This is a genomic window from Halalkalicoccus sp. NIPERK01, assembly GCF_030287405.1.
Lineage (GTDB): Archaea > Halobacteriota > Halobacteria > Halobacteriales > Halalkalicoccaceae > Halalkalicoccus.
The window spans coordinates 292510-315046 of record NZ_JASVVV010000003.1 but is presented as its reverse complement, the minus strand read 5'-3'; the positions used below and the strand labels follow the sequence as shown (position 1 = coordinate 315046).

The following is a 22537-nucleotide window of genomic DNA, read 5'->3' as shown; positions in this document are numbered from 1 at the left end:
TTCGAAAGCGGAACCTTCGATCTCGAAGCACAGAGATGTATGACTTGGAGTGACATAGTCTTGTCGCTTGCGTAACTATTCAATCAAGTAGGTATCTGGCGGTAGAGGATCGGAACGCGAGGAGGCCAGCACGAGTCGCTCCGTCCTCCGGGTGGAGAGCAGGAGTATGGATGTTCGTTACCTACCGCCGAACATCTCGCGCATCATCGGGTGCATCTCCATCAACTGCTCCTCTGCGATCTCCTCGTAGAGCTTGTACGTGATCGAGACCGCCAGCAGCAATCCAGTACCGGAAACCGCGCCGATCGTCCCGAGCATGTTCGCCATCACCGCGAGCAGGCCCACGAGCGCGCCGCCGATGACTGTCACCTGCGGGATATACCTCCCGAGGACCTTCTCGTAGACGCCGATGTTCTGGCGGAAGCCGGGGATCTGCATCCCCGAGTTCTGGATCTGTCTCGCCGTCGCCTCCGGGCCCATGTTGGTCGTCTCAACCCAGAAGATCGCGAAGATCGCCCCGCCGACGATCATCACCGTCAGGTCGATCCCCACCCGGAGCATGATCTGCCAGACCGCCTGGCCGGCCTCGCCGAGCCACCACATCCACTCCTCGGGCGTCTGGATCGGGTTCAGGTAGTAGAACAGCCCGCCCGTGGGCTGGCCCTGGCTGTTGTAGACGCCGAGCCACGCCGGCATCCCCGCCCACCGGGCGTCCATGATCCGCCCGAGGAACTGGATGTTCATCTGCACGGCGCGAACGAGGATCATCGGCAGGACGCTCGCGTAGATCAGCTTCACGGGGAACCGCCCCCGGGCACCCTTCACGCGGGCGTGGCTGAGCGGCACCTCGACCCTGACCGATTCGGCGTAGACGACCACCACGAAGATGAACACCGTGGTGATGATCGCCAGCAGCGCTCCCTGTCCGAGTAAGAGCTCCTGGAGGCCCTCGCCGGTGAGCAACGAGGGAAAGGAGGTCTGGCCGAACAGTATCGAGAACCACGTCGGGATGATCCCGGCCTCGCCGGGCAGTCCGCCCCAGGCGAACAGCCCGCCCATGAGCCGCTGGCTCACGCCGGCGATGATGAATAGGCCGATCCCGCTGCCGACGCCCCACTTCGAGACGATCTCGTCCAGAAACAGGATGAAGATCCCGCCGATGAACACCTGCGCGAAGATGACCGTCTGGATCGTCGTCTCGCCGTAGACGGCGGCGAGTTCGGGACTCGGCGGAAGGAAACCCCCGAGAAACACCATCGGGAAGGCGGTCAGGGCGGTCATCACGACCACCAGCAGCTTCTGGAGGCCCTGATAGAGCACCTGATCGCGCGGGTCGTTGGTGTCCAAGCCGAGGAGGCCGGCACCGCCGAGCAGTTGCAGGACGATGCTCGCGGTGACGATGGGACCGATCCCGACCTGGAGGATCGTCCCCTGTTCGCCGGCCAGTATCGACCGGAAGTTCCCGAAGATGTCCTGACCCGCTTCTGCCTGGGGCATCCCCCACAGGAAGACGTTCGTCAGGAAGAAGTACACCATGAGCACACCCGCAGTCCACGCGAGCTTGCGCTTGAAGGGGACGTGCCCCTCGGGGCGGGTGACGCCCGGCATGCGCGTCAGGACCGGTTCGGCGGCTTCCTTCCAACTCATTGATTACGCTTCTTCAGCGGTTGGTTCAATATCTTCCGGTTTGGATTCGTCCTCGTCGGCCTCCTCCTCGTCGACCTGGCCGCGCTCGGAGACGACGGCCTCGCCCCCGTTCTCCTCGATGAGTTCGACCGCGCTCGCCGAGAAGGCGTCGGCGGTGACTTCGAGGGAGTTGCGGACCTGCCCGCCGCCGAGCACCTTCACGGCGTCGGCGTCGTAGCCGTCCTCGACGAGGTCTCGGGCGTCCAGCCGGTAGCCGTCGCCGGTCTCCTCCGCGAGGCCGTCGGCGACGAACAGCGGCGCGTCCTCGTCGAGTTCCTGCACGTCGATCGTCAGGACGGTGTCCTGTGCCTTCTCGGGCCGTGTGAAGCCGTGTTTGCCGAGCGGCCCGTAGTTGTGGAACTCGTGCTTGCTCCGTCCGGCGGCCCCGCGTCCGCCACGGTGGCCGGCGCCCCGTCGGTTCTTGTGGGTGCCGCCGCCGTGGGTTCGCGAGCCGCGCTGGCGTTTTTTCTTGCTTGTCATGGTCTCGTTATCGCATCGCGACGAGGAGGTCGTCGATCTCCTCGGTTGAGTGTTTGCCCAGCTGACCGCCCTCCGCGGTGACGTGCTTGATGCCCTTGTGGCCGCCCCGTGGCGGGTGCAGGCGGAGCACGGGCGTCAGCCCCTGTTCTTTGAGCGTCGTCTCCTCGGCGAGCAGCGCCTCCGCGAGCGCCTCCACCGAGTCGTACTCGGTGTTCGCCGCGAGCCACTCGTCGTCGACGTCGGCGCTGCCCTCGGCGGGCTCGGCGCGCGTGCGGATGAGCGTCTCGACGGTCTCCCGACTCGGCTCGCCGTGGGCGACGTAGTCGTTGACCTTCGTGATCATCCCGCGGAACGTCTCGTGTTCGGGGACGAGCGCGCAGTGGTTGACGCGGTGCAGGTTGAGCATCGAGAGGGTGTCCTCGACCTCGTAGTCCATGTTGACCTCGCCCCGGAGTTGGACGACCGCCTGCATCACTCGATCACCTCGCGCTGTGCGGCGGCGTGTTCGGGAACGCGCGCCTCCGCGGTGTTGCGAAGCGCGTTGAACGTCGCCTTCGCGAAGTTCACGGTCGTTCTAGTCTGGCCCGAACTGCGCGTCCAGATGTCCTCGATGCCGGCGAGTTCGAGGACGCTGCGAACGGTGTCCCCGCCCGCGAGCCCCAGCCCGCGCGGCGCGGGCAGCAGTTCGACCTCGACGCTGCCGGCCTTGCCGGTCGTCCGCAGCGAGACCGTGTGGGGGCGACCGCAGCCACACTCCCACGAGCCACACCCACGGGAAACGTCGATGATGTTCAGTTTCGCGATGCCGATCGCCTTCTGGATGGCGCCGCCGACCTGGTCGTCGCGGCCCTCAGCGTAGCCGACGTAGCCGTCGCGGTTGCCCACGGCGACCACACAGCGGAACTTCACGCGCCGACCGGAGTCGGTCATCCGCTGGACCATGTTGATGTCGAGTACGTCGTCCTCGAGGCCCGGAAGGAGCTGGTCTACGACCTCGACCTCCTTCAGCGGCAGCCCCGAGTTGAGCGCCTCGTCCATCGTCTCGATCTCGCCGTCGCGGACGAGCCGGCCGAGCCGGGTGATGGGCTCCCATCCGTCGTTTTGTGCCATTGTTAGTCCTCCATGATGGTCTCCCGAACCGAATCGAAGTGCTCGGGAAGCGTCGTTGCGTCGAACTCGCCGCTGTAGAGCGGCTCGTCGAGACTCTCTGCGTACTCGGCGATGTGCTCGCCGCGCGTGCGCGACCAGTCCGCGAGGACGCTGTCGTTGTGCGGGATGTCGAGGCCCGCGTCGATCGCGCCCTCCTGGACGGCGAACACCTTGTTGCCCGGCGTCGCCGTGTGCAGACCGATGTCGAGGACGGCCTCCGAGAGGCCCGCCTCGACGGCGCGCTTGCCCGCGAGCAACCCGGTGAGGTACGCCGCCGGCAGGTTCCCCGTCGGGGCCTCCCAGCCGTACTCTGCGAGGTCGCTCGAATGCGCGCTCGCGAGGGTCTCGTCACCCTCGGGACCGGTCGTGGTCAGCTGCGCCCTGATGTGCTTGTTGCTCGGTCGAGCGACAAGCCGCGGCTTGTCGGATTTCAACAGGCGCAACCTCTGGTGGTAGTCCGTCCGAACTTCGCGCCGACGCCGCATCGGCACCTTGTAGCGTGGTCCTGTTGCCATTAGTCGTCACCGTACTGGTTGTCGATGTAGTTGGTCATGTACCGGACGCTGCGGAACTCCCCGCCGCGGGCCTTGTTGTAGAGCTCGCGGTACTGGGTCGAATCGAGCTCGCCCTCGTCGCGGAGTTCGCGGAGCTTCCGGCGCTGTGCTCTGATCTGGTTCTTCCATTCGTCCTTCTCGTCCTGTCGCGCGCCGGCCTTCCCTTTGCGCTTGCCCGCGCCCTTGCGGTGGCCGTAGGCGCGCTTCTTCTGGCGGTCGCGCGCGCGACCGCGGGAGTTGCCCCGGGCCTCCTTCGACTGGATGATCCCCTGGTCGACGAGATCGCGGATCTCCTCTCGGGTGATCGCGTCGGCGATCTCGCCCTGGGCCTCCGGGTCGAACCAGACGCGGTTCTTCCCGACGTCCAGCACGTCGGCCGCCAGCCGTTTCTGTGCTTTGAGATCACTCATTGTCTACCTCGACTTCGACGTAGGTGGGGTTGAGAACGCGGATGCCCGCGCTCTCGGCTTCCTCCTCGATTCGCTCTCGCTTGCGCCCGCCGACCGACGAGCCGATCCGCACCGCCTGGGTGTCGCCGTCGACGCCCTCGAGGTCGTCCGTGTTCTCGACGTAGACCTCCTCGAAGCCGCTGGGGTGCAGGCCGCGCACCTCGGTGGGCGTGCGGTAGCCGGCCTCGACGACCGGCCCTCGGCTCTTGAAGCGCCGTCGCTGTTTCGAGAGGCCGCCGCGTGGCCGGCGCCACGACTCGGGCGTGCGCTTCTTCTTGTGGTAGTCCTGGCGCTTGAACGCCGGCTTCCCGGTCCGGGCGCGCTCGCCCAGCAGGCGCGCGCGCTCGTCGTCGAGTTCGGGCGTCTTCTCGGTCAGCCCGCGCGGACGGAGTTCGGTCTCGACGTCCTCGGCCTCCGCGTCGGCCTCCGGCTCCTCGTCTTCGACCTCCGCTTCGGTCTCCTCGGCGACCTCGAGGCCGCCGACGTCGGCCTTGATCCGCGCGGCGAGCGCGTTGCCGATGCCCTCGACGTCCGCCAGGTCGTCCTGGCTCGCGGCCTTGACGTCCTCGACGGACTCGAAGCCGGCCTCGCGAAGCGCGTCGGCTTTCGTCTCGCCGACGCCGCTGATGTCGGTCAGTTCGACTCGCTCGTCGGGGGCGACCTCCTCGTCCTCCGAGGGGGTCGCCTCGTCGACGTCCTCGACCTCCGCTTCGGTCTCCTCGTTGTCGGCCATCTAGACGCCTCCTTTGGGTTTCTCGGTGATGTACACGCCGTCCTGGAACACCCGCGTGTCCTTGCCGCTGACGCGGGTGAGCTGTTCGATGTCGGCGGCGGTCTGGCCGACGTCCTCCTTGTTCGGTCCCGAGAGGACGACCTCCTCGCCGTCGACCTCGACCCGCGTGTCGCCGTGGACGGTCGTCCGGCGCGGGGCGCGCTCGCCGAGGAAGTTCTCGATGACGACCTCCTCGCCCTCGACGTTCACCTGCATCGGGAAGTGAGAGTACAGCACCTCCATGCGGTACTCCCAGCCGTCGGTGACGCCCCGAACCATGTTGCGCACGTGGCTCTCGAACGTCCCGATGGTGGCGTTGGTCTTCGCGTTGTCCGTCTCGCTCTCGATGACGACCGCCTCGACCTCGCGCTGTTCGGTCTCGCCGTCGTCGGTCTCGACCTCGTCGGTGACCGTCTCGGTCGAGACCGTCACGTCGGGGTACCACAGCCGGCGAGTGACCTCGCCGTCGGGCCCCGAGATCGTCACGTCGAGGTGGTCGATCTCGCAGTCGACCTCGTCCGGTAGCGTGATTTCTGTTCGTGGCATGATCTAATAGACGTACGCGATCACCTGGCCACCGATGCCCCGTTCGCGGGCCTCGTAGTGGCTCATGATGCCGTGGCTGGTCGTGACGACGAGCGTCCCGTAGTCGCGGGCGGGGAGGTATCGCTTCTCCCACTTCTCGAACTCGTCCGCGCCCGCCGAGTAGCGGGGCTTGACCGGGCCACACTCGTTGATCGCGCCCTTCAGTTCGACCTCGAACCGTCCCGCTCGGCCGTCCTCGACGAACTCGAAGCCGTCGATGTACCCGCGGTCGTAGAAGACCTCGAGCACCGAGCCGATCTGGTTCGAAGCGGGCTGTATCGTGTGTGTCAGGTGTCCGACGCTCTCGGCGTTGTCGATCCCCGAGAGCGCGTTACTGAACGGATCACTCGTCGTCATTTGTACTTCTTGAACCCCATCTTGCGGGCGATCTCGCGGAAGCACTGTCGGCACAGCCAGATGTCGTACTTCCCGACGAGACCCTGTTTGCGGCCACAGCGCTGGCACTGTTCGATCTGACCGGTGCGCTTCGTGGCGTGCTCGCCCGTCTCCTGTGTCTCTGATTCACTCATCCGTCTCCTCCCGTCCGATTCCGGCGTCGAACGCCGCGTTCAGGTAGGCGATCGCCGCCGCCGCGTCGAGTCGGTGGCTCGACGGGATCTGCCGCGACGCGATGTCGCGCTTTTTCACCCGGTAGCCCGGGCGCACGAGGTTGACCGTCACGTCCAGCCCGAAGATTCCGACGTTCGGGTCGTACTCCTGGCCGGGGAACTCGGTGTGTTCCTCGACCCCGAAGCTCACGTTGCCGGTCTGGTCGAACTGGCTCCCCGAGATCTCGGCGATGTCGAGCGCCGTCTCGAGGAACTCGCGGGCCGCCTCGTCCCGCAGGGTGACCTTCGCGCCGATCGGGTCGCCCTGTCGGATGCCGAACTCCGGCTTGGTCCGTTTGGCCTGCGTGCGGACGCTCTGCTGGCCCGTGATCTCCTCGAGGATCTCCTCGGCGTTCGCGAGTTCGCGCCCGCCGGTGCCGACGCCCATGTGGACGACGACCTTCTCGACGACGGGTTCGCGCATCTCGTGGAACTCGCCTTCGGCCTCGTGCTGGCTCTCGCTCATTCCTCAGCACCTCCCTCGTCCTCGCGGCTGTCGCCGCTCGCTTCTTCGGACGCGGTTCCCGCGTCCCCGCCGACGAAGTTCTCGTCGATCACGACGACGTACTCGTCGATCGTCTCGAACGAGCCGTCGTCGGTGTCGACGCTGACGGTGTTGGGCGCGCTCGATTCGATCACGGTGATCTCCTCGATCTCGCCGACCTCGCCGGCGTGCTGGCCCTGCACCGCGGTGACCAGCGCGCCCTCCTCGTAGACGAAGTGCGCGAGGATCTCGCCGTCCCAGTCGATGACGATCGAGTCGCCCGGCGAGTACTCCGCGCCGTCGTCGACGCGCAGGTTGCGCCCGTCGTGCAGTTGGAGTTGGGTCTCCCCGCCGGGCACCTGCCGCTTGTCGGCGATCTTGCCGAGTTTGCCGTCGGCGTCCGCCTCGTCGATCGGCGTCAGCGCGAGCCGACCGCCCTCGTCGGGGAACACGCGGTAGAACTCCTCGCGCTCCTCGAACCCGAGGATGTCGAACATCCCGATGGGTCGACGGACGTCGCCCACCGGTTCGCCGTTGACGAGGACGTTGCCCTCGTTCGTGGCGTACTTCGCTTCCTTCGTCGAGTCGACGTACCCCAGTACGTCCCGTAGCACGATCAGGAGCGGCACGCCCGCCTCGCCGTGGGGGCCCGCGCGGGCCTTCACGGTGTACTTGGCGGTCTTGCGCTCGACCGGCCACGAGTCCGGTACCGAGAGTCGTTTCTGGTGTCTGCTCATTCGCGATCACCCGAGAGTCGCGCCTCTCGAACCTCGTCCTCGAGGTTCAACGCCGTGATCCGGAGGTTGCTCGCCTCGAGCGGGCGGGGAACCTCCTCGCCGTCGGCCTTCTCGATGACGGCGTCCTCGACGTGGACGACGCCGCGTTTGAGGTCGACCGCGACTACCTCGCCGGTCTCGCCGGCGAAGTCGCCGCGCATGACCTCGACGGTGTCGCCGACGTTGACGCGGGCACGGCGGGTGCCGTGGTCCTCGCGGAGGTCCGCGTCGAGCGTCGCGTGGACCTGCTTGTGGCGCTCGTGCAGCGGCGCGTTCTGTGCGTCGTTTCGCTGTTTGCGTGGTTGCTTGCTCATGGTTCGATGCTCTAGACGATCATCGTCGCCGTGCTGGCGACGCTCCCGAAGCGTTCGGCCACCTCGCGCGCGATCGGGCCCTTGATCTCCGTCCCGCGGGGGTCCTCCGCGTCGTCGATGATGACCGCCGCGTTGTCCTCGAACTTGACGCGCGTGCCGTCGGGCCGGCGGATCGATTTCCGCTGGCGGATGACGACCGCCTCGAGGATCTGGCGGCGCATCTCGGGGGTCCCCTTCGTGACCGAGACGGTGATCTTGTCACCGACGCCGGCCTGGGGCTGGCGGTTCTTCACGCCCGAGTAGCCCGAGACGCTGATCAGCTTCAGTTCGCGGGCGCCGCTGTTGTCCGCACAGTTGATGAGTGCGCCCTTCGAGAGGCCCTTCGTGACGTCGGCCTTCAGCGCCTCCATCACTGCTCACCCGCTTGTGGCTCTGCGCCTTCGGTTACGTCGCCCTCGCTCTCCTCCTCGTCGCCTTCGGCCTCGTCGGCCGCCTCCGTCGGGTCGACGGGGCCGAGTTCGAGTTCGGCCTCCGTGACCTCGACGACGACGTGGCTCTTCGTCTTCGAGAGGGGGCGTGTCTCTGCTATCTTCACGCGGTCGCCGACCGAGACGTGATCGAGCACGCCCGGCACGTGGGCCGGGACGCGCGATCTTCGCTTCATGTACCGATCGTACTTCGGCACGAAGACGTCGTACTCTCGCTCGACAATCACGGTCTTGTCCATGTCCGCGCTCGCGACGACTCCCTCGAGGATCTGGCCTCGAACGGAGAGTTCGCCGTAGAACGGACACTTCTCGTAATCATAGTCCGGATCGTCCGGTTCTGGTGGTGTTTCTACGTCTAATCCTATCGCCATGGTGAATCACCTGTGGTTTCGGTGCGTCGGGCGGGTCGTGAGAGCAGTCTGTCGCCATCCACCGTAACGTAGGCCGCCGGGTCGCGGTCGTGTTCCCCGGCGGTCCCGGCCCCCTTTCGGGGACCCGCGGCTTCATCTGTGGCGTCGAGTCGGAACTCGAACGTGGTGCCCGATTTCGGCACTCGCTTGTCCCGGCCGTCGCGGATCGAGAGCGTCTTCTCGCTCTCGCTTACGACACGCCCGCCGATCCCGACGTAGTCGGGGCTGTCGGCGGAAACGACCCGTACGCACAGGCCGTTGAGTTCGTGTCGCGCGATCGTCTCGGGTGTGAGTGCCATGGTTCGTTACTCTTCGCTCTCGGAGGCGTCCGCCTCGTCGGAATCCGCGTCTCGCGGCTGCGCCGCTCGTCCGGCATCGTCGCCTTCCTCGCCCTGGATCGTCTTCACGCGGGCGATGGTGCGTTTCAGCTCCCCGATTCGACCGGGGTTCTCCGGCGCACCGCCCGCGGCCTGGACGGCCTTCATGTTCAACAACTCCGTCCGGAGTTCCTCGACTTCGGCCTCGCGCTCGGCGGGCGTCATGTCGCGGATCTCCGCTGCGTGGAGGATCGCCATCAGTTATCGCCCTCCTCGCCGCTCTCTTCGGCTTCCATCTCGGCGACCAGTTCGGCCGCCTCGGCCTCGATGTCCTCCTCGAGTTCGAGGTCTTCCTCGTCGACCTCCTCCTCGACTTCCTCGACGACGTCATCGTCGAGCGCGCCCGTTTCGTCGACGAACTCCTCGTCGACGCCCTCCTCCTCGACGGTGCCGTCGGTCTCGGTCACCGCGCCGGGTTCGGCGGCGTCGGTCTCGTCGGCGACGCCGCGCGCCTCGACGGCCTCCTCGTCGACCTCTTCGTCGACGGTTTCGAGGAGGTCGTCGACGCCCTCGTCGGTCTCCGCGGTGTCGGCGATCAGGTCCTCGACCTCGGCGTCGTCGTGGATCCGGAAGTCGTCGGGCAGCTGTGCGCCCGGCGGGATGATCTTGACGTTGACGCCGATCGTGCCGAGCTTCATCACGGCCGTTCCGAGCCCGCGGTCGACGATCTCCTCGGCGGGTTCGCCGTTGTGCTTGACGTAGCCGCGGTTGAACTTCTCGACGCGCGAGCGCGCGCCCGTGACCTTCCCCGAGAGGACGATCTCCGCGCCGAGCGCCCCGGCGTCCATGATCCGGTCGATCGTGGTGTGACCGGCCTTCCGGAAGTACCACCCTCGTTCGAGGGCGTTCGCGAGCCGGTCGGCGACGATCTGGGCGTTCAGGTCGGGCTCGTCGACCTCCTGGACGTCGATCTGCGGGTCGTCGAGGTCGAAGCGCTCCTCGAGCTGGCGGGTCACCTTGCGGATGTTCTTCCCGCCCTTCCCGATCACCATGCCGGGTTTCTCGGCCTTGAGGACGATCTGGGTCCCCATCGGCGTCTTCGCGACGTCCATGCCGCCGTAGCCGGCGCGCTCGAGCTCCGTCGCGAAGAACTCGTCGATCTGGGAGCGCTGCATCCCGTTCTGGATGAACTCGTGTTCGTCTGCCATCAGTTGTCCTCCTCCTCATCTTCGAGGATCAGTTCGACGTCGACCTGCGGGGTGTTCCACGCCGTCGCCCGCCCCATCGCCCGTGGCTTCCTCCCGGGCGACTCGCCGACCTTGTGGGCGGCGACGTGCATGATCCGCATCGACTCGCCGTCGAAGCCCTGGTGGTCGGCGTTCCCGACGGCGTTCCCGAGCAGGTCGAGGAACGCCTCCGAGACCTTCTTCGGGTAGCGGCCGGCGTCCCAGCCGTCGATGTCGTTTCGGTGGCCGACGCCGGAGTTGTGCGATTTGAAGGGGACCGACCGCTCCTCGGCGACGACCGATTCGAGGTATGCGATGGCCTCGCCCGCGGTCTTGCCCTTGATCTCGCGGGCGACCTCCTTGCTGTGCTTGTGGCTCATGGGACGCTCTCGGAGCATGGCTTTCGCCGTCGTCTCCGGGTCCGCGTCCACGCTGTAGCTGATTCCCATCCTTTTTACCTCATTTCAGTGGCACGAACTTCGAGGAGCGGGTCGCGCCGATCCCGGCCTGGCCGTGCTCGACCGACTGGCGCGTGAGCTGGAACTCGCCGAGGTAGTGCCCGAGCATCTCGGGGCGGACCTCGACGCGCTCGAACTCCTGGCCGTTGTAGACGGCGAACGTCTTCCCGACGAACGCCGGCACGATCGGCATGTCGCGCAGGTGCGTGCGGATCGGGTTGTTCGCGCTCTCCTCGGGGTCACGCCCCTCGGCCTTCTCGAGCAGTTTCTGCTTCTCGACCGACAGGCCGCGTTCGATGCTCCGCCGCTGGCGGGCGGGCAGCAGTTCCGCGACTTCCTCTAGCTCCATCTCCTGCAACTCGTCGATCGTGTGGCCACGGAAGGTGAACTCGCCCTCCTGGCCGGTTCTGTAATCGGATGAACTCATCTGTTACCACCTCTCCCCGTGCGTCGCGAGGAGATGTCGCCGACCTTCCGTCCCGGCGGTGCGTCCGACGAGACGCTCTTGGGGCGACCGGGGTGCTGGCGGCCGCCGCCACCGAACGGGTGGTCGACGGCGTTCATCGCCACGCCGCGCACGCGGGGCCACTTCGTGCCCCGGGCTTTCATCTTGTGGTACTTGTTTCCGGCCTTGACCATCGGCTTCTCGGTGCGGCCGCCGCCGGCGACCACGCCGATCGTCGCTCTGCAGTCGGGCGAGAGCCGCTTGACTTCCCCGCTGGGAAGCTGGACGACCGCGGCGTTTCGGTCGTGGGTGATCAGCGTCGCGTTGACGCCGCTGGCCCGCGCGAACCGGCCGCCGTCGCCGGGTTTCGACTCGACGTTACAGACCGGGACGCCCTCGGGGATCTCCGCGAGCGGCAGCGTGTTGCCGGGCTTGATCTCCGCGCTGATCCCGACCTGGATCTCCTCGCCGGTGCCGACGCCCTCGGGGACGAGGACGAGACGCCGGTCGCCGTCGTCGAACTCCACGTCCGCGACGGGGGCGCTGCGTGCGGGGTCGTGTTCGATCCCGACGACCGTGCCGGTGAGCAGGTCGCCGTCCTCCGCGCGCCGGTGCGAGAGGTCCGCCTTGTAGCGGTGCGAGGGGGCGCGGAACACCGATCCGCCGCGGCCACGCCGCTGGCCCCTGATTCGTCGCCCCATCTAGAACACCCCGATTCGGGAGGCGACTTCCTGTGCGTCGTCGTCCTCTGACAGTCGCACGGTCGCCTTCTTGGTTCCGTTCATGGTCACCTGTGTGTTTACCTTGGTGATCTCGACGTCGTACTGGTCTGCGATCGCCTCGCGGATCTGCGGCTTGGTGGCGTCGAGGTCGACGATGAACTGGAGTTTGTTCTCGAAGTCCATGTCGTTCATCGCCTTCTCGGTGATGAGGGGGTGGCGGATCGTCATCGGTCGGCCACCTCCTCGATCGCGCTCTCGGTCCAGACCGTCAGTCGACCCGGGTGGGTGCCCGGCGCGAGGTCCTCGGCGCTGACCTCGCGCGCGGTCGCGACGTCGACGCCCGCGAGGTTGCGGGCGGCCTTCGACGGGCCGGCCTCGCTGGAGGTGACGAAGAGGATCGACTTCGGTTCCTTGTACTTGCGACCGCGGGTCTTCCCGCGACCCGCGCGGACCTTCCGGCCCTCGTCCGCGCGCGCGACGTCGTCGGCGAGGCCGACGCTCTCGAGGAACGCGAGGACCTCCTTGGTCTTGATCAGCTCCTCGAACTCGTCTGAGACGACCAGCGGCAGCGAGACGTCCTCGTCGAAGCGGTGGCCCCGCTCGGCGACGAGTTCCGCGTCCGTGGTCGCGGCGATCGCGCTTCGGGTCGCGAGCTTTCGCTCCTTCGTGTTGATGTCCTGCGAGCGGTCCTTCTCGGCCTTCGGTGGGTGTGCCCGGCGGCCGCCGACGGCCTGTGGCACGCGTTTGCCCTGCCCGTTCGAGCGGGGGACGCGCGCCATTCCGCGACCCGTCCCCAGCGACTCGGCCGAGGTGCGCTTGCCCGAGAAGGGGTCCGCGCCGTAGTCCTGCTGTCTGTTTGCCTGGGCGGCGAGCACGGCGCGCTTGATCAGGTCCGGCCGGTAGGTCGTCTCGAAGACCTCCGGCAGGTCGATCTCGCCCGCCTCGTTGCCGTCCAGATCGATGGTTTTCGTGCTCATGTTATCCCTGGTTCGATGCGGTGGACACGTACCGGACCTCGGGGTCCAGTCGCGGTCGGTCGTTCGGCCGGATCGCGGGGCGGAACCGGATCAGTCGCTTGTCTGGGCCCGGCAGCGACCCCTTGATCAGCGCGTAGGGGCCCGATACCTCGCCGTAGTTGACGAGACCGCCGTCGGGGTTGACGTCGTCTTCCTCCCCGAGCGCGATCAGGCGCTTGTTGAGTTCGGTGCGCTGGTGGTAGCCGGTCTGGCCCTGCTGGGGGACCGTCGAGCGAACCCGCGAGGGATTCCACGGGCCGAGGTTGCCGATGCGTCGGCGCCACCCCTGGCGGGCGTGTTTGCCCTTTCGCTTCTGGACGCCCCAGCGCTTGACCGGGCCCTGGGTGCCCTTGCCCGTGGTGACGCCGCTGGCGTCGAGGTACTCGCCGGCGCGGAACACATCGGTCGCGTCGTGTTCGCCGCCCTCGTCGAGCAGGTCGAGCGCGAACTCGGCGCGCTCTTCGAGCGAGCCCCCGCCGACGCGGGTCTCCATGATGTCGGGCTTCTTCTTCGGGACGCCCCGAACCGACGCGGGCGAGGTGTGGGTGATGACCCGGAGGTCGTCGACCCGTCCCTCGTCGAGCGCCGCCTCGAGGTCGTCGCGGGCCGCCTCGTCGAACTCCTCGGGGAGGTCGAGGGCGCGGTGGAGTTCGTCGTCGAACTCCTCGGCCCAGACCTCGCCGCGGGGCTGGAGTCCGTAAGCGGTCTGTTCGTACGCGCGCAGAGCGACCGCCCGCATGGGCGGGGTCTCCACGATGGTGACGGGCACCGTCTGTTCGGTGCCTTCGATGGGCGAGTTGGCCTCGTCGTTGACCATCACCACGTGGCTCATGCCGGCCTTGTAACCGGCGAATCCCTGCAGCGCTGGCTGTCCGTCGTCGTCCGGCCACGAGTTGAAGCGCGGCACCTCACTGGCGGCGCGCGTCCGTGGGCCGAACCCTAACGAGCCTTTGCGTGGTCTGCTTGGTTGTGGCATTGTCTCACTCCGTGAGTGTCAGGCACGCGAGCGACGCGAACATCGCCTCCTCCGTTCGCACCGTCTCGCTGCCCTGGTGTGGGATCGTGTTGAGCCAAAGGTCGAACCGTTCGGGTTCGCCCGATTCGGGTTCGACGGCGTCCGCCGACCGACCGGCGGCAACACGTTCGGCCTCCACGTCTAGTATCGCCGGCAGCCCGCGGCCCGGCGCGCCGAAGGCGACGGTGGTTCCGTCGCGCTGGACGCGCGCTGAGAGCCCCGAGAGGCGCCCGATCGTGAGCTCCTCGCCGAAGCGAGAAGTCGCGATCCGGACGCCCGCGTCGGGGCGGCCGAGCGCCACCGAGAGGTCCGTCCGCTCGACTTCGAGCCCCGACGGCTCCTCGACGAGTTTCGCACGGACCGGTCGTCGCGAAGATATCCTGACGGTCACGCGTTCCCCCTCCTCGACCTCCATCCCGGGAGGCGTAATGAGGGAGAGTGGGTGTTGCAGTCCGCAATTGACCCGTACGCGCCCTTCAGATCCGACCTCGGTCACGAGTCCCTGTCTTAACGACCCCGAACCGTTCGATCCGGAGCCGGTCCGTGACACGGCGAGAAGCGGGGGCAGGACGCCCGCATACTCCAGTTCGTCCCGCGTATCCCACACCTCCTTTCGGAGGTACGGGGGCGTTGCGGCGTACGCGAGTACGGTTTCGACGAACCCGCCGCCCCACCTGCGTTCCCCATCCGAATCGGGGAAGACGATCAGGCGGTCGGCCCGGAAGACGGTCGCCGCGCGGGCGACGTAGCCGAGTTTGCGAGTCGCCTCGCGTTTGTCCTCGGCCTCCCGGACCAGCGACGACGGAACGAGTATGCTGACGGTCATGCCAGCTACTTTCTCGCCGTGGCACTAGACTGTGGCGAAGGTATCGGATCAGGACCTAAAAGGGTAGCGTTTTCTCGCCGAACGTGTGGGTTTCACACGCTCAGGACGGCCGATCCCGGAGGGTTCGGGACGGCGGCGTCCGCCCCCGATTCGGAAGCCTTATACTCGTCACCGGAATACCCGAAAGTGCAACCGGGCGCTGGTAGTGTAGTGGTATCACGTGACCTTGCCATGGTCACAACCTGGGTTCAAATCCCAGCCAGCGCATATTTCTGCGAGCACTCACGCGAACAGAAATATCGTTACGCTGGATTTGAGCAAGCGAGTCGCAGCGGCTGAGCGAAGCGAGGCCGACCGTCTCGCGGGGTTCAAATCCCAGCCAGCGCATTTTTGCTGAACGCAAAACTGCGAGCAACCGCGACGGGGTGCGAGTGTTCAGACGATTTCCGTTCGGATCTCGTCTAACCCTTCGAAGTCGCTATCTCCCGAATAAAGTACCTCACAGCCGGTCATCAGCGCGGCGGCCAGATGAATAGCGTCAGCGTATGAGAGTTCACGCTCGCCGCGCTGATAGTGGCGCTCTCGGAGCCTCGCAGCATTCAGTGCAACCTCGGTGGTTACAGGGACGATATCGAGTTCGTCGAACCGGCGAATCGTATCGATTACGCGGTCCGCACGGCGTTCATCGGCTTTTCGTTCGATTCGATAGTGGACTTCCATCAGTACCGTCGGAGTGATCACGGCACCCTCCGAGGGAATTTTTTCGAGGACAGCCTCGGCATCACGCCACCGGTCATCCTCAGAAAAGTACTCGATCCAGACCCATGAATCGATAAAAATCACTCGTACTTGCTCCACTGGTGTTTCGAGTCCCGCTTCATCGCCTTGATATCAGCTTCGCTGAACGTGATCTCCTCCCGGAGTTCACGCAACTGCGCAAGCGGATCTCCCGCTTTGCGCATCACTACCACCCCTTCTTCGGTGAGTTCGAACGAAATGGTTTCACCCTGTGTGAGTTCCAATCTGTCTCGGATCTCCTTCGGAATGGTGATCTGTCCCTTACTCGTGATCGTGGCCTCGGTAGTGATACTCATTGCATTCCCCCTTACTTTGTATTCACTGTCATTGTTTATAGATGTGTTCCTTACAACTGGGCATCGAAACGAGCATGGGACCACCCTCACTCGGAGGTCTCTGGTTCGCCCTCCTCGGCTTTTTCCTTCCGAACCACGACCGTCGAGATCCGCGTCCCGTCGACCACCTCAACCGAGAGCCGGTAGCCCTCCACCGAGACCTCGTCGCCGACCTCCGGCACCCGCCCGAGTCGGTCGAGCACCAAGCCACCGATGGTCTCGTACTCCGCGCGTTCGAACTCGGCGTCGAGCGCGTCGTTGACGTTCGAGAGGGAGACGCCCCCGTCGATCGCGTAGGCACCGTCTCCGAGGTGCTCGATCGAGGGTTCGCGCTCCTCGACCTCGACGTCGAACTGGTCCTGGATGTCGCCGACGATCTCCTCGACGATGTCCTCGATGGTGACGATCCCCTCGAAGGCGCCCCACTCGTCGATCACCGCGGCCATCTGGCTTCGGTCGCGCTGGAACCCCGCCAGCAGGTCGTCGATCCGGCCCGTTTCGGGGATGATGATCACCTCGCGCGCGAGGTCGCGGGCGGTTGGCTCCTCCCCGTCCTCGATCGCCCGCAGGACGTCCTTGACGTCGACGAACCCGACGACCTCGTCGTCGTTCTCCCCCTCCAGAACGGGATAGCGGGTGTGGCCCGCCTCGACGATGATCGAGCGGAGTTCCGAGAGCGGGCAGTCGGCGGGGATCCACACCACGTCGGGCCGGGGGATCATGACCTGCCGGACTGCGGTGTCGTCGAGGTCGAAGACGCGCTCGATCATCTCGACCTCCTCCATGTCGACCGCGCCCTGTTTTCCCGAGCGCGTGAGGACGAGGAGGATCTCCTCCTCGCTCAGTGTCTCCTCGGTCTCGGAGGCGGGAGAGACGCCGATCAGCCGCGTGAAGAAGTTGGCGGTGCCGTTGAAGACGACGATCCCCGGGACGAACAGGTAGTAAAAGAGCTTCATTGGCGGGGCGACCAGCAGCGAGATCCGTTCGGCCTTCTGGATGGCGATCGTCTTCGGCGCGAGTTCGCCGAAGACCACGTGGAGGAAGGTGATGAAGCCGAAGCCGATCGCGAACGCGACCAGCGAGATGACGCCCGGCGGGAGGACGGATTCGAGCACCGGCTCGATGAGCGCCGCGACCGCGGGTTCGCCGACCCAGCCCAGCCCGAGCGAGGAGATCGTGATGCCGAGTTGGGTGACCGCGAGGTAGTCGTCGAGGCTGTCGACCGCCTCGGCCAACGTCTCGGCGCCCGCCCGACCCTCTCCGACGAGCCTATCGACGGCGGTCGAACGGATGCGGACGAACGCGAACTCGGAGGCCACGAAAAAGCCGTTCAACACCACGAGAAAGAGCGCCAGCAGTAGCCCGCCGACCGAGAACAGGACGTCTACCATGCGCTCCCCCGCGACCGTCCCGAATCGAGATCCCGAGTGTAGGATACGGACACGGCTGGTCTTATCGGGGCCGTCACAAAACGATAGCGCCGGACGACCCCCCATCTATACCGTCCTCGATACCGTCTCGTGAGTATGGCCGACACGCTCAACGAGATCGAGGCGACGCTGGCACGGGTGACCGAGATCGAGGACGACGAACGGGCCCGCGAACGCCTCGACGCCGCCCGCGAGGAGCTAGACGACCTCCGCGAGTCCGACGGGGTCGACGAGGAACGCGCCGAGGCCATCGAGGCGGAGATCGACCAGCACCGCCGGGCGATCGAGGAGCGCGAGAGCTACGACGTCGACGCGATGGGTGCGGCGCGAAGCCCCGACGACGAGAACGCCTGAACGGAGCGTAACCCCCTTACTCCCCGCTCCCCTCGTTCCGACGATGACCGACGCAGACGCCGCCCTCTCCGAGCACGCGGCCTACGAGCGGGGAGAGGCGGGCCACGAACTGACGACGACGCCGTTCGAGGCGGTCGTCGAGACCGACGACGGGGACGGAGAGACGCGCTATCGCGTCGTCGTGCGGGTGCCGACGCTCGGCGCCGTCGTCGAGGGAGAGACGGTCGCCGCGGTGGTCGAGGAAGGGTGGTTCGACACCCTGACGCTCCGGCTCGAGGGGCCCGAACAGGTGACGACCGGCCTCGAATCGATCGATTCGGAGGTGACGCGGGAGGGACGGGCGGTCCGCGTCGAGATGGCCTTTTCGAGTTCGGACCCCGAGCGCGCCGCCGAGAACGCGAAGGCGCTCGTCGAGTTCGTCGAGGGGACGTGGGTCCAGGGGATCGTCCCCGGCTACGAGTACGGCGAACCGGCGGCGTCGCTGCTCGATCGGGCGACGCAGAACTACGACGAGGGCGGCGCCTAGTCCATCGCGATGTACGTTCGGGTGTCCTCGACGCCGGAGATCCCCTGGATGCCGTCGGCGGCGATCTCCTTCACCTGTGCGGGCGAGTCGACGCTCAGCTTGGCGATGATGTCGACGTCGCCGGCGACGATGTGGGCCTCGCTGACGCCCGTTATCTCCTCGATCGAGCCTTTGAGTCGATCGGCCTCTCCCGTGTTCGCTTTGACCATGACGTATGCTGTGACCATCGTTAGACACCTCCTGCCGCGGCGGGTTTCGCGTCGCCGACGATCAGCTGTCGGACGTCGTCGAGCACCCCGAAGTCCGCGAGGACCGCAAGACGATCGCCCGCCTCGAGCGACTGGTCCGGCGAGGGGATCGCCATCGGACTGTCGCCCTTCCCGAACGCGAGCAGCGTCGCGTCGGCGGGCAGCGAGAGCTCGCTGATCGTATAGCCCTTCGTCGGCGAGCCGGGCTGGACGGTGAGTTCGACCACCTGGAGGTTCTGGGCGATGTCGGCGATCGCACGGATGTCCCCCCCGAGGAGGGCGTTCTTCGCGCCGATCGCGCCCAGGCGCTCGGGGTAGATGATCTCGTCGACCTCGTCGGCGTACTTCCGGTAGATGTCCTCGCGGTAGTCCTCGTCGATCCGGAGGATCGTCCGACAGCCGTGGTGTTTCGCGATCATACACGCCGCGAAGTTCGCGTTGAGGTCGCTCGTCAGCGCGCCGAAGGCGTCCGCGGCGTCGATCCCGGCCTCTTCGAGCACCGACTCGCGGGAGCCGTCGCCCTCGACGACCTCGTAGCCCTCCGTTCGGGCGCGATCCGCCATGTCCGCGTCGCGCTCGACGAGGACGACCTCGTGGCCCTCCGCCGAGAGCACGCGCGCCGTGCGCAACCCGACCCGACCGGCACCGATAATAACGAATCGCATGGACCACCATACGCCGGGGGGTGTGAATAATGTTACCCCACTCGCCATCGGGCAAAGGCTTTTGACCCACGGTAACGTATCTCATTGGTGATGGTTCACGCATTCGTGATGGTGAAGACGGCGGCCGGAAAGGCGGAGGCAATGGTCGACGCCGCCCGCGAGATCGCGTCGATCTCGGAGGCCCACATCGTCGCCGGCGACTACGACATCATCGCCGAGGTCGACACCGAGGAGGTCTACGACGTGCTGCACACGGCGTCCTCGGAACTCCAGGGCCTCGACGGCGTCGCCGACACCAAGACCTACATCTCGCTCGATTGAGACTACCGGTCCAGCCCCTGTGGGCCGCCCCTCTCGACGTACGCGAGCAGCCAGTCGCGCTGTTTCTCGAGGCGATGTGGGGCCTCCCCGTAGACCGGGTCGAACACCTCCTCCGGGCGTACCTCGGGTCCAGATTCGGCCCGTTCGACCGCCCGCCGGAGTTCCGCTTCGGCCCCCTCCTCGACCTCCTCGACGAGCGCCTCGTCGACGACGCCCTCCTCGCGGAGATACTTCTCGTAGCGTTCGACGGGGTCGGCCGTTCGCCACTCGGGGAGGTCCTCCTCGTCGCGGTAGCGCGAGGGGTCGTCGCTGGTGGTGTGGGCGCCCCGCCGGTAGGTGAGGCTCTCGACGAGGACGGGTTCGCCCGCGCGGGCCAGCGAGAGCGCCTCGCGCACGACGGCGTAGACCGCGAGTGGGTCGTTGCCGTCGACCCGTGTACCCGTGATCCCGTAGGCGTCGGCCTTGATCGCGATGGACTCGCTCGCGGTCTGGCGCTCCCGCGGCATCGAGATCGCCCACCCGTTGTTCTCACAGAAGAAGACCGTCGGCGTCGAGAACACGCCCGCGAAGTTCAGCGCCTCGTGGAAGTCGCCCTCGCTGGTCGCGCCGTCGCCGAAACAACAGAGCACCGCCGCCTCGTCGTCCGAATAGTCGATCGCCATTCCCAGCCCCGCGGCGTGGGGGATCTGCGAGGCGATCGGCACCGTCTGCGGGAGGATCGGCAGGTCGTGATCGGAGGCGAACTCGGGGTAGCCCCGCCGGAACCGGAGGAGGTCGCTCATCGGGACCCCGCGGGCGATCTGTGCGGCGTTCGACCGATAGGTGGGGACCAGCCAGTCGCGCTCGGAGAGCGCGTGGGCCGCGCCGACCTGCGAGGCCTCCTGGCCCGCAAACGGGGGATAGCCGCTCATCCAGCCGCGTCGCTGCAGCGAGAGCGCCCGCTCGTCGAACCGGCGGGTCCGGACCATGTCGCGGTAGAGCGCCCGCGCGCGCTCCTCGCCGACGTCGGTCGCCGAGAGGGGGTGTTCGTCGATGACGCGGTACATGACCGGCCCGACTCCCGGTGGGCTGAAAGCGATTCCGATACCGAAAAGGTCGCGCCCCTCCTATCCCCCTTATGCTCAGTCTCGGGACGGTCGTCGGCCTCGGGGTCGTCGTCGGGGTCCACACCGTGATCGCGTCGGTCCTCATTCGGTTCTTCAGGCTGCGCCTCGACACCCGCGGCGGGATGGTGGTGTTCTCGCTGTTTCTCGTCCCCATCGTGCTGGCGCTCTCGCTGCTCTTCTTCGGCCAGCTACCGGTCTTCGGTGCGATCGACCGCCAGACGGTGCTGCTGGTCACGATCCTCATGCCGCTGCTTCTCGGGTTCGCGATCGACCTGTTCTGGATGCCCTCCCCCGAGGAGGTCGAACTCGCCCGACGGGGTTAGAGCGCCTCCGAGAGCACCCGCTCGACCCGATCGAGCACCGCCTCGGGCGAGCGGGTGGCGTCGACCCGGACGAACCGGGACGGTTCGGCGTCGAGGAGGCGCTCGTAGTTCGCCCGCACCCGTCGCAGATACTCCGACTGCTCGAACTTGTTCGTCGCGCCGCTGCGCCTCGCGCCCGTCTCGGGATCGACGTCGAGGTAGACCGTCAGATCGGGCGGGCGGGTGAACGCCGCGTGGATCCCGCGGACGTACTCCATCGGGCGGTCGATGGTACCCTCCAGCGCCGCGCCCTGGTAGGCGTATCGGGAGTCGGAGTACCGATCGGAGATCACCAGTTCCTCGGCGTCGAGTGCGGGGCGCACCGTTCGAGAGAGGTGATCGGCGTGGTCCGCGGTGTAGAGGAACAGTTCCGCGAGCGGGTCGGCGTCGTCGTCCGCGATCGACCGCGAGACGGCCTCGCCGTACCACGAGTCGGTGGGCTCGCGGGTGAAGATCGCATCCGGAAAGGTGTCGTGGAGGGCCTCGTGGACGGTGGTCTTGCCGCTGCCGTCGAGGCCTTCGAGGGTGACGAGCATACCCGGGGTTCCACCGGGACCCGGTAGAGTCTGTCGGATACGGGGCTCGCGAGCGATCCGGCAGTAGGTTTACGACGGATCGGACACACGTACGGGATATGAGGGTTCTCGTGACCGGCGGGACGGGCTTCATCGGGCGACACCTGTGTGCCGAGTTGGACGAGCGGGGCCACGACGTGACCGCGCTCGCGCGCTCGCCGGACGCGAGCGACCTCCCGGCCGGCGTTTCGGTGGTTCAGGGCGACGTGACCGACCGTGCCTCGCTCGACTTCGAGGGCCAAGACGTGGTGGTGAACCTCGTCGCGCTCTCGCCGCTGTTCCAGCCGACGGGCGACACCACCCACGAGTCGGTCCACCTCGACGGGACCAGAAACGTCGTGAGCGAGGCGACCGACGCCGGCGTCGAGCGTCTCGTCCAGATGAGCGCGCTCGGGGCTGACCCGAACGGGCCGACCGAGTACATCCGCGCGAAGGGCAAGGCGGAGGCGGTCGTCAGGGAGTCGGACCTCGACTGGACGATCGTCCGGCCATCGGTGGTGTTCGGCGACGGCGGGGAGTTCGTCGAGTTCACGAAGAAGCTCACCCCGCCGTACCTCGCGCCGCTACCGGGCGGCGGCAGAACGCGATTCCAGCCCATCCACGTCGAGGACGTCGCGTCGATACTCGCGGACGTCGTCGAAGGCACTTCGACCGGCAATCGGGACGCTTCGAGTTCCGATGGCGCCGTCGAGGACGAGCGCCACGTCGGCGAGACCTACGAGATCGGCGGTCCCGAGGTGCTGACGATGGCGGAGGTGGCGAAACTCGCTCACAGGACGGACGGGCGCTCCGTGACCGTCGTCCCGATCCCGATGGCGCTCGCCAAACTGGGATCGGCGGCGATCGATCCCGTTCCCTTCATCCCCTTCGGGTCGGATCAGGTCCGCTCGCTGGAGTTCGACAACACCACGCGCGAGAACGACCTCGGGGCCTTCGACCTGAGCGAGGACGACCTGTTGACGCTCGAAGCGTATCTGAACCGGGGATAGCCCGTCGCCGGTACGCGTCCCGCGAACTCGCTGCGACCCCCGTCTCAG

At 66.8% G+C, this 22537-nt stretch carries 37 protein-coding genes and 1 tRNA gene; 6 read left to right on the top strand and 32 right to left on the bottom strand.

Features of this window, described 5'->3' with window-relative positions:
• Positions 1–177: 177 nt before the first annotated feature.
• Genes secY through QRT08_RS11065 form a run of 25 tightly spaced genes read right to left on the bottom strand, consistent with a single transcriptional unit; the run spans position 178 to position 14780 of the window.
• Entirely contained in the window at positions 178–1647 is a 1470-nt protein-coding gene (gene secY, locus QRT08_RS11185; protein ID WP_286046033.1) for a preprotein translocase subunit SecY, read from the bottom strand.
• Between the two features lie 3 nt (positions 1648–1650).
• Positions 1651–2166 (bottom strand): uL15m family ribosomal protein, encoded by a 516-nt coding sequence (locus QRT08_RS11180; RefSeq protein WP_286046032.1) that lies wholly within the window; start codon positions 2164–2166, stop codon positions 1651–1653.
• A 7-nt stretch (positions 2167–2173) separates the two neighbouring features.
• Positions 2174–2638: a 50S ribosomal protein L30 gene (locus tag QRT08_RS11175; RefSeq protein WP_286046031.1), complete on the bottom strand. Its 465-nt coding sequence runs from the start codon at positions 2636–2638 to the stop codon at positions 2174–2176.
• Positions 2638–3276: a 30S ribosomal protein S5 gene (locus QRT08_RS11170; protein WP_286046030.1), complete on the bottom strand. Its 639-nt coding sequence runs from the start codon at positions 3274–3276 to the stop codon at positions 2638–2640. The genes QRT08_RS11175 and QRT08_RS11170 overlap by 1 nt, the downstream gene beginning before the upstream one ends.
• A gap of 2 nt (positions 3277–3278) precedes the next feature.
• On the bottom strand, positions 3279–3830 hold the full coding sequence (locus QRT08_RS11165; RefSeq protein ID WP_286046029.1) for a 50S ribosomal protein L18: 552 nt from the start codon (positions 3828–3830) through the stop codon (positions 3279–3281).
• The gene (locus QRT08_RS11160; protein ID WP_286046028.1) at positions 3830–4279 is read right to left on the bottom strand and encodes a 50S ribosomal protein L19e; all 450 of its coding nucleotides are present in this window, start codon (positions 4277–4279) and stop codon (positions 3830–3832) included. The genes QRT08_RS11165 and QRT08_RS11160 overlap by 1 nt, the downstream gene beginning before the upstream one ends.
• Positions 4272–5051 carry a 50S ribosomal protein L32e gene (locus QRT08_RS11155; protein WP_286046027.1) on the bottom strand — a complete coding sequence of 260 codons (780 nt, stop codon included), beginning with the start codon at positions 5049–5051 and terminating at the stop codon, positions 4272–4274. The genes QRT08_RS11160 and QRT08_RS11155 overlap by 8 nt, the downstream gene beginning before the upstream one ends.
• The gene (locus QRT08_RS11150; protein WP_286046026.1) at positions 5052–5636 is read right to left on the bottom strand and encodes a 50S ribosomal protein L6; all 585 of its coding nucleotides are present in this window, start codon (positions 5634–5636) and stop codon (positions 5052–5054) included. It abuts the gene before it with no gap.
• A gap of 3 nt (positions 5637–5639) precedes the next feature.
• Positions 5640–6032 carry a 30S ribosomal protein S8 gene (locus QRT08_RS11145; protein WP_286046025.1) on the bottom strand — a complete coding sequence of 131 codons (393 nt, stop codon included), beginning with the start codon at positions 6030–6032 and terminating at the stop codon, positions 5640–5642.
• Positions 6029–6205 carry a 30S ribosomal protein S14 gene (locus QRT08_RS11140; RefSeq protein WP_286046024.1) on the bottom strand — a complete coding sequence of 59 codons (177 nt, stop codon included), beginning with the start codon at positions 6203–6205 and terminating at the stop codon, positions 6029–6031. Before QRT08_RS11140 ends, QRT08_RS11145 begins: the two co-directional genes overlap by 4 nt.
• Positions 6198–6749 (bottom strand): 50S ribosomal protein L5, encoded by a 552-nt coding sequence (locus QRT08_RS11135; protein WP_286046023.1) that lies wholly within the window; start codon positions 6747–6749, stop codon positions 6198–6200. Before QRT08_RS11135 ends, QRT08_RS11140 begins: the two co-directional genes overlap by 8 nt.
• Complete coding sequence (locus QRT08_RS11130) at positions 6746–7504, bottom strand: 30S ribosomal protein S4e (RefSeq protein ID WP_286046022.1); 759 nt, start codon at positions 7502–7504, stop codon at positions 6746–6748. Before QRT08_RS11130 ends, QRT08_RS11135 begins: the two co-directional genes overlap by 4 nt.
• Positions 7501–7857, bottom strand: a complete 357-nt coding sequence (gene rplX, locus QRT08_RS11125) for a 50S ribosomal protein L24 (RefSeq protein WP_286046021.1) — start codon at positions 7855–7857, stop codon at positions 7501–7503. The genes QRT08_RS11130 and rplX overlap by 4 nt, the downstream gene beginning before the upstream one ends.
• An 11-nt stretch (positions 7858–7868) precedes the next feature.
• Entirely contained in the window at positions 7869–8267 is a 399-nt protein-coding gene (locus tag QRT08_RS11120) for a 50S ribosomal protein L14 (protein WP_286046020.1), read from the bottom strand.
• On the bottom strand, positions 8267–8716 hold the full coding sequence (locus QRT08_RS11115; RefSeq protein WP_286046019.1) for a 30S ribosomal protein S17: 450 nt from the start codon (positions 8714–8716) through the stop codon (positions 8267–8269). The genes QRT08_RS11120 and QRT08_RS11115 overlap by 1 nt, the downstream gene beginning before the upstream one ends.
• Entirely contained in the window at positions 8707–9054 is a 348-nt protein-coding gene (locus tag QRT08_RS11110; protein ID WP_286046018.1) for a ribonuclease P protein component 1, read from the bottom strand. Before QRT08_RS11110 ends, QRT08_RS11115 begins: the two co-directional genes overlap by 10 nt.
• A gap of 6 nt (positions 9055–9060) precedes the next feature.
• Positions 9061–9330, bottom strand: a complete 270-nt coding sequence (gene rpmC / locus QRT08_RS11105) for a 50S ribosomal protein L29 (protein WP_286046017.1) — start codon at positions 9328–9330, stop codon at positions 9061–9063.
• A complete protein-coding gene (locus QRT08_RS11100; protein WP_286046016.1) occupies positions 9330–10280 on the bottom strand; it encodes a 30S ribosomal protein S3 in 951 nt (316 codons plus the stop codon). The genes rpmC and QRT08_RS11100 overlap by 1 nt, the downstream gene beginning before the upstream one ends.
• Entirely contained in the window at positions 10280–10747 is a 468-nt protein-coding gene (locus QRT08_RS11095) for a 50S ribosomal protein L22 (RefSeq protein ID WP_286046015.1), read from the bottom strand. Before QRT08_RS11095 ends, QRT08_RS11100 begins: the two co-directional genes overlap by 1 nt.
• A gap of 10 nt (positions 10748–10757) precedes the next feature.
• Positions 10758–11183: a 30S ribosomal protein S19 gene (locus tag QRT08_RS11090; protein ID WP_286046014.1), complete on the bottom strand. Its 426-nt coding sequence runs from the start codon at positions 11181–11183 to the stop codon at positions 10758–10760.
• Complete coding sequence (locus tag QRT08_RS11085) at positions 11180–11902, bottom strand: 50S ribosomal protein L2 (protein ID WP_286046013.1); 723 nt, start codon at positions 11900–11902, stop codon at positions 11180–11182. Before QRT08_RS11085 ends, QRT08_RS11090 begins: the two co-directional genes overlap by 4 nt.
• Positions 11903–12151 carry a 50S ribosomal protein L23 gene (locus QRT08_RS11080; protein ID WP_286046012.1) on the bottom strand — a complete coding sequence of 83 codons (249 nt, stop codon included), beginning with the start codon at positions 12149–12151 and terminating at the stop codon, positions 11903–11905.
• Positions 12148–12900, bottom strand: coding sequence for a 50S ribosomal protein L4 (gene rpl4p / locus QRT08_RS11075; protein WP_286046011.1), 753 nt, complete (start codon positions 12898–12900; stop codon positions 12148–12150). The genes QRT08_RS11080 and rpl4p overlap by 4 nt, the downstream gene beginning before the upstream one ends.
• A gap of 1 nt (position 12901) precedes the next feature.
• Entirely contained in the window at positions 12902–13915 is a 1014-nt protein-coding gene (locus QRT08_RS11070) for a 50S ribosomal protein L3 (protein WP_286046010.1), read from the bottom strand.
• A gap of 4 nt (positions 13916–13919) precedes the next feature.
• Entirely contained in the window at positions 13920–14780 is an 861-nt protein-coding gene (locus tag QRT08_RS11065; RefSeq protein WP_286046009.1) for a putative RNA uridine N3 methyltransferase, read from the bottom strand.
• Between the two features lie 196 nt (positions 14781–14976).
• On the opposite strand from QRT08_RS11065, the gene QRT08_RS11060 reads away from it, so the two are divergent.
• Positions 14977–15047, top strand: a tRNA-Gly gene (locus tag QRT08_RS11060).
• Positions 15048–15215: 168 nt separating this feature from the next.
• On the opposite strand, the gene QRT08_RS11055 is transcribed toward QRT08_RS11060, so the two are convergent.
• The 3 genes from QRT08_RS11055 to QRT08_RS11045 all read right to left on the bottom strand — a co-directional run bounded on the left by QRT08_RS11055 (position 15216) and on the right by QRT08_RS11045 (position 17304).
• Complete coding sequence (locus QRT08_RS11055) at positions 15216–15638, bottom strand: PIN domain-containing protein (protein ID WP_286046008.1); 423 nt, start codon at positions 15636–15638, stop codon at positions 15216–15218.
• On the bottom strand, positions 15620–15874 hold the full coding sequence (locus QRT08_RS11050) for an AbrB/MazE/SpoVT family DNA-binding domain-containing protein (RefSeq protein WP_286046006.1): 255 nt from the start codon (positions 15872–15874) through the stop codon (positions 15620–15622). The genes QRT08_RS11055 and QRT08_RS11050 overlap by 19 nt, the downstream gene beginning before the upstream one ends.
• 86 nt (positions 15875–15960) lie before the next feature.
• Positions 15961–17304: a hemolysin family protein gene (locus tag QRT08_RS11045; RefSeq protein WP_286046005.1), complete on the bottom strand. Its 1344-nt coding sequence runs from the start codon at positions 17302–17304 to the stop codon at positions 15961–15963.
• Between the two features lie 135 nt (positions 17305–17439).
• Here QRT08_RS11045 and QRT08_RS11040 point away from each other — a divergent pair, with 135 nt between their 5' ends.
• A complete protein-coding gene (locus QRT08_RS11040) occupies positions 17440–17697 on the top strand; it encodes a hypothetical protein (RefSeq protein WP_286046004.1) in 258 nt (85 codons plus the stop codon).
• A 43-nt stretch (positions 17698–17740) separates the two neighbouring features.
• Positions 17741–18223 carry a DUF5813 family protein gene (locus QRT08_RS11035; RefSeq protein WP_286046003.1) on the top strand — a complete coding sequence of 161 codons (483 nt, stop codon included), beginning with the start codon at positions 17741–17743 and terminating at the stop codon, positions 18221–18223.
• On the opposite strand, the gene QRT08_RS11030 is transcribed toward QRT08_RS11035, so the two are convergent.
• Complete coding sequence (locus QRT08_RS11030; protein WP_286046002.1) at positions 18220–18450, bottom strand: Lrp/AsnC family transcriptional regulator; 231 nt, start codon at positions 18448–18450, stop codon at positions 18220–18222. The two genes, QRT08_RS11035 and QRT08_RS11030, sit on opposite strands and share 4 nt — an antisense overlap.
• Before the next feature lie 2 nt (positions 18451–18452).
• A complete protein-coding gene (locus QRT08_RS11025) occupies positions 18453–19136 on the bottom strand; it encodes a potassium channel family protein (protein ID WP_286046001.1) in 684 nt (227 codons plus the stop codon).
• 90 nt (positions 19137–19226) lie between these two features.
• Here QRT08_RS11025 and QRT08_RS11020 point away from each other — a divergent pair, with 90 nt between their 5' ends.
• The gene (locus QRT08_RS11020; RefSeq protein WP_286046000.1) at positions 19227–19457 is read left to right on the top strand and encodes an Lrp/AsnC family transcriptional regulator; all 231 of its coding nucleotides are present in this window, start codon (positions 19227–19229) and stop codon (positions 19455–19457) included.
• Positions 19458–19459: 2 nt separating this feature from the next.
• Here QRT08_RS11020 and pdhA read toward each other — a convergent pair whose 3' ends face one another.
• A complete protein-coding gene (gene pdhA, locus QRT08_RS11015) occupies positions 19460–20503 on the bottom strand; it encodes a pyruvate dehydrogenase (acetyl-transferring) E1 component subunit alpha (RefSeq protein ID WP_286045999.1) in 1044 nt (347 codons plus the stop codon).
• Between the two features lie 71 nt (positions 20504–20574).
• Between pdhA and QRT08_RS11010 the strand changes: the two genes are divergently transcribed.
• Positions 20575–20886, top strand: a complete 312-nt coding sequence (locus QRT08_RS11010) for a DUF7991 family protein (protein WP_286045998.1) — start codon at positions 20575–20577, stop codon at positions 20884–20886.
• Here QRT08_RS11010 and tmk read toward each other — a convergent pair.
• Complete coding sequence (tmk, locus tag QRT08_RS11005) at positions 20883–21461, bottom strand: dTMP kinase (protein ID WP_286045997.1); 579 nt, start codon at positions 21459–21461, stop codon at positions 20883–20885. The genes QRT08_RS11010 and tmk overlap by 4 nt on opposite strands.
• A gap of 98 nt (positions 21462–21559) precedes the next feature.
• Between tmk and QRT08_RS11000 the strand changes: the two genes are divergently transcribed.
• The gene (locus QRT08_RS11000) at positions 21560–22489 is read left to right on the top strand and encodes a complex I NDUFA9 subunit family protein (protein ID WP_286045996.1); all 930 of its coding nucleotides are present in this window, start codon (positions 21560–21562) and stop codon (positions 22487–22489) included.
• Positions 22490–22537: the final 48 nt, after the last annotated feature.

Coding starts and splice junctions, on each gene's coding strand:
- secY (WP_286046033.1), bottom strand. CDS start 1,647: ATGAGTTGGAAGGAAGCCGCCGAACCGGTCCTGACGCGCATGCCGGGC.
- QRT08_RS11180 (WP_286046032.1), bottom strand. CDS start 2,166: ATGACAAGCAAGAAAAAACGCCAGCGCGGCTCGCGAACCCACGGCGGC.
- QRT08_RS11175 (WP_286046031.1), bottom strand. CDS start 2,638: ATGCAGGCGGTCGTCCAACTCCGGGGCGAGGTCAACATGGACTACGAG.
- QRT08_RS11170 (WP_286046030.1), bottom strand. CDS start 3,276: ATGGCACAAAACGACGGATGGGAGCCCATCACCCGGCTCGGCCGGCTC.
- QRT08_RS11165 (WP_286046029.1), bottom strand. CDS start 3,830: ATGGCAACAGGACCACGCTACAAGGTGCCGATGCGGCGTCGGCGCGAA.
- QRT08_RS11160 (WP_286046028.1), bottom strand. CDS start 4,279: ATGAGTGATCTCAAAGCACAGAAACGGCTGGCGGCCGACGTGCTGGAC.
- QRT08_RS11155 (WP_286046027.1), bottom strand. CDS start 5,051: ATGGCCGACAACGAGGAGACCGAAGCGGAGGTCGAGGACGTCGACGAG.
- QRT08_RS11150 (WP_286046026.1), bottom strand. CDS start 5,636: ATGCCACGAACAGAAATCACGCTACCGGACGAGGTCGACTGCGAGATC.
- QRT08_RS11145 (WP_286046025.1), bottom strand. CDS start 6,032: ATGACGACGAGTGATCCGTTCAGTAACGCGCTCTCGGGGATCGACAAC.
- QRT08_RS11140 (WP_286046024.1), bottom strand. CDS start 6,205: ATGAGTGAATCAGAGACACAGGAGACGGGCGAGCACGCCACGAAGCGC.
- QRT08_RS11135 (WP_286046023.1), bottom strand. CDS start 6,749: ATGAGCGAGAGCCAGCACGAGGCCGAAGGCGAGTTCCACGAGATGCGC.
- QRT08_RS11130 (WP_286046022.1), bottom strand. CDS start 7,504: ATGAGCAGACACCAGAAACGACTCTCGGTACCGGACTCGTGGCCGGTC.
- rplX (WP_286046021.1), bottom strand. CDS start 7,857: ATGAGCAAGCAACCACGCAAACAGCGAAACGACGCACAGAACGCGCCG.
- QRT08_RS11120 (WP_286046020.1), bottom strand. CDS start 8,267: ATGGAGGCGCTGAAGGCCGACGTCACGAAGGGCCTCTCGAAGGGCGCA.
- QRT08_RS11115 (WP_286046019.1), bottom strand. CDS start 8,716: ATGGCGATAGGATTAGACGTAGAAACACCACCAGAACCGGACGATCCG.
- QRT08_RS11110 (WP_286046018.1), bottom strand. CDS start 9,054: ATGGCACTCACACCCGAGACGATCGCGCGACACGAACTCAACGGCCTG.
- rpmC (WP_286046017.1), bottom strand. CDS start 9,330: ATGGCGATCCTCCACGCAGCGGAGATCCGCGACATGACGCCCGCCGAG.
- QRT08_RS11100 (WP_286046016.1), bottom strand. CDS start 10,280: ATGGCAGACGAACACGAGTTCATCCAGAACGGGATGCAGCGCTCCCAG.
- QRT08_RS11095 (WP_286046015.1), bottom strand. CDS start 10,747: ATGGGAATCAGCTACAGCGTGGACGCGGACCCGGAGACGACGGCGAAA.
- QRT08_RS11090 (WP_286046014.1), bottom strand. CDS start 11,183: ATGAGTTCATCCGATTACAGAACCGGCCAGGAGGGCGAGTTCACCTTC.
- QRT08_RS11085 (WP_286046013.1), bottom strand. CDS start 11,902: ATGGGGCGACGAATCAGGGGCCAGCGGCGTGGCCGCGGCGGATCGGTG.
- QRT08_RS11080 (WP_286046012.1), bottom strand. CDS start 12,151: ATGACGATCCGCCACCCCCTCATCACCGAGAAGGCGATGAACGACATG.
- rpl4p (WP_286046011.1), bottom strand. CDS start 12,900: ATGAGCACGAAAACCATCGATCTGGACGGCAACGAGGCGGGCGAGATC.
- QRT08_RS11070 (WP_286046010.1), bottom strand. CDS start 13,915: ATGCCACAACCAAGCAGACCACGCAAAGGCTCGTTAGGGTTCGGCCCA.
- QRT08_RS11065 (WP_286046009.1), bottom strand. CDS start 14,780: ATGACCGTCAGCATACTCGTTCCGTCGTCGCTGGTCCGGGAGGCCGAG.
- QRT08_RS11050 (WP_286046006.1), bottom strand. CDS start 15,874: ATGAGTATCACTACCGAGGCCACGATCACGAGTAAGGGACAGATCACC.
- QRT08_RS11045 (WP_286046005.1), bottom strand. CDS start 17,304: ATGGTAGACGTCCTGTTCTCGGTCGGCGGGCTACTGCTGGCGCTCTTT.
- QRT08_RS11040 (WP_286046004.1), top strand. CDS start 17,440: ATGGCCGACACGCTCAACGAGATCGAGGCGACGCTGGCACGGGTGACC.
- QRT08_RS11035 (WP_286046003.1), top strand. CDS start 17,741: ATGACCGACGCAGACGCCGCCCTCTCCGAGCACGCGGCCTACGAGCGG.
- QRT08_RS11030 (WP_286046002.1), bottom strand. CDS start 18,450: ATGGTCACAGCATACGTCATGGTCAAAGCGAACACGGGAGAGGCCGAT.
- QRT08_RS11025 (WP_286046001.1), bottom strand. CDS start 19,136: ATGCGATTCGTTATTATCGGTGCCGGTCGGGTCGGGTTGCGCACGGCG.
- QRT08_RS11020 (WP_286046000.1), top strand. CDS start 19,227: ATGGTTCACGCATTCGTGATGGTGAAGACGGCGGCCGGAAAGGCGGAG.
- pdhA (WP_286045999.1), bottom strand. CDS start 20,503: ATGTACCGCGTCATCGACGAACACCCCCTCTCGGCGACCGACGTCGGC.
- QRT08_RS11010 (WP_286045998.1), top strand. CDS start 20,575: ATGCTCAGTCTCGGGACGGTCGTCGGCCTCGGGGTCGTCGTCGGGGTC.
- tmk (WP_286045997.1), bottom strand. CDS start 21,461: ATGCTCGTCACCCTCGAAGGCCTCGACGGCAGCGGCAAGACCACCGTC.
- QRT08_RS11000 (WP_286045996.1), top strand. CDS start 21,560: ATGAGGGTTCTCGTGACCGGCGGGACGGGCTTCATCGGGCGACACCTG.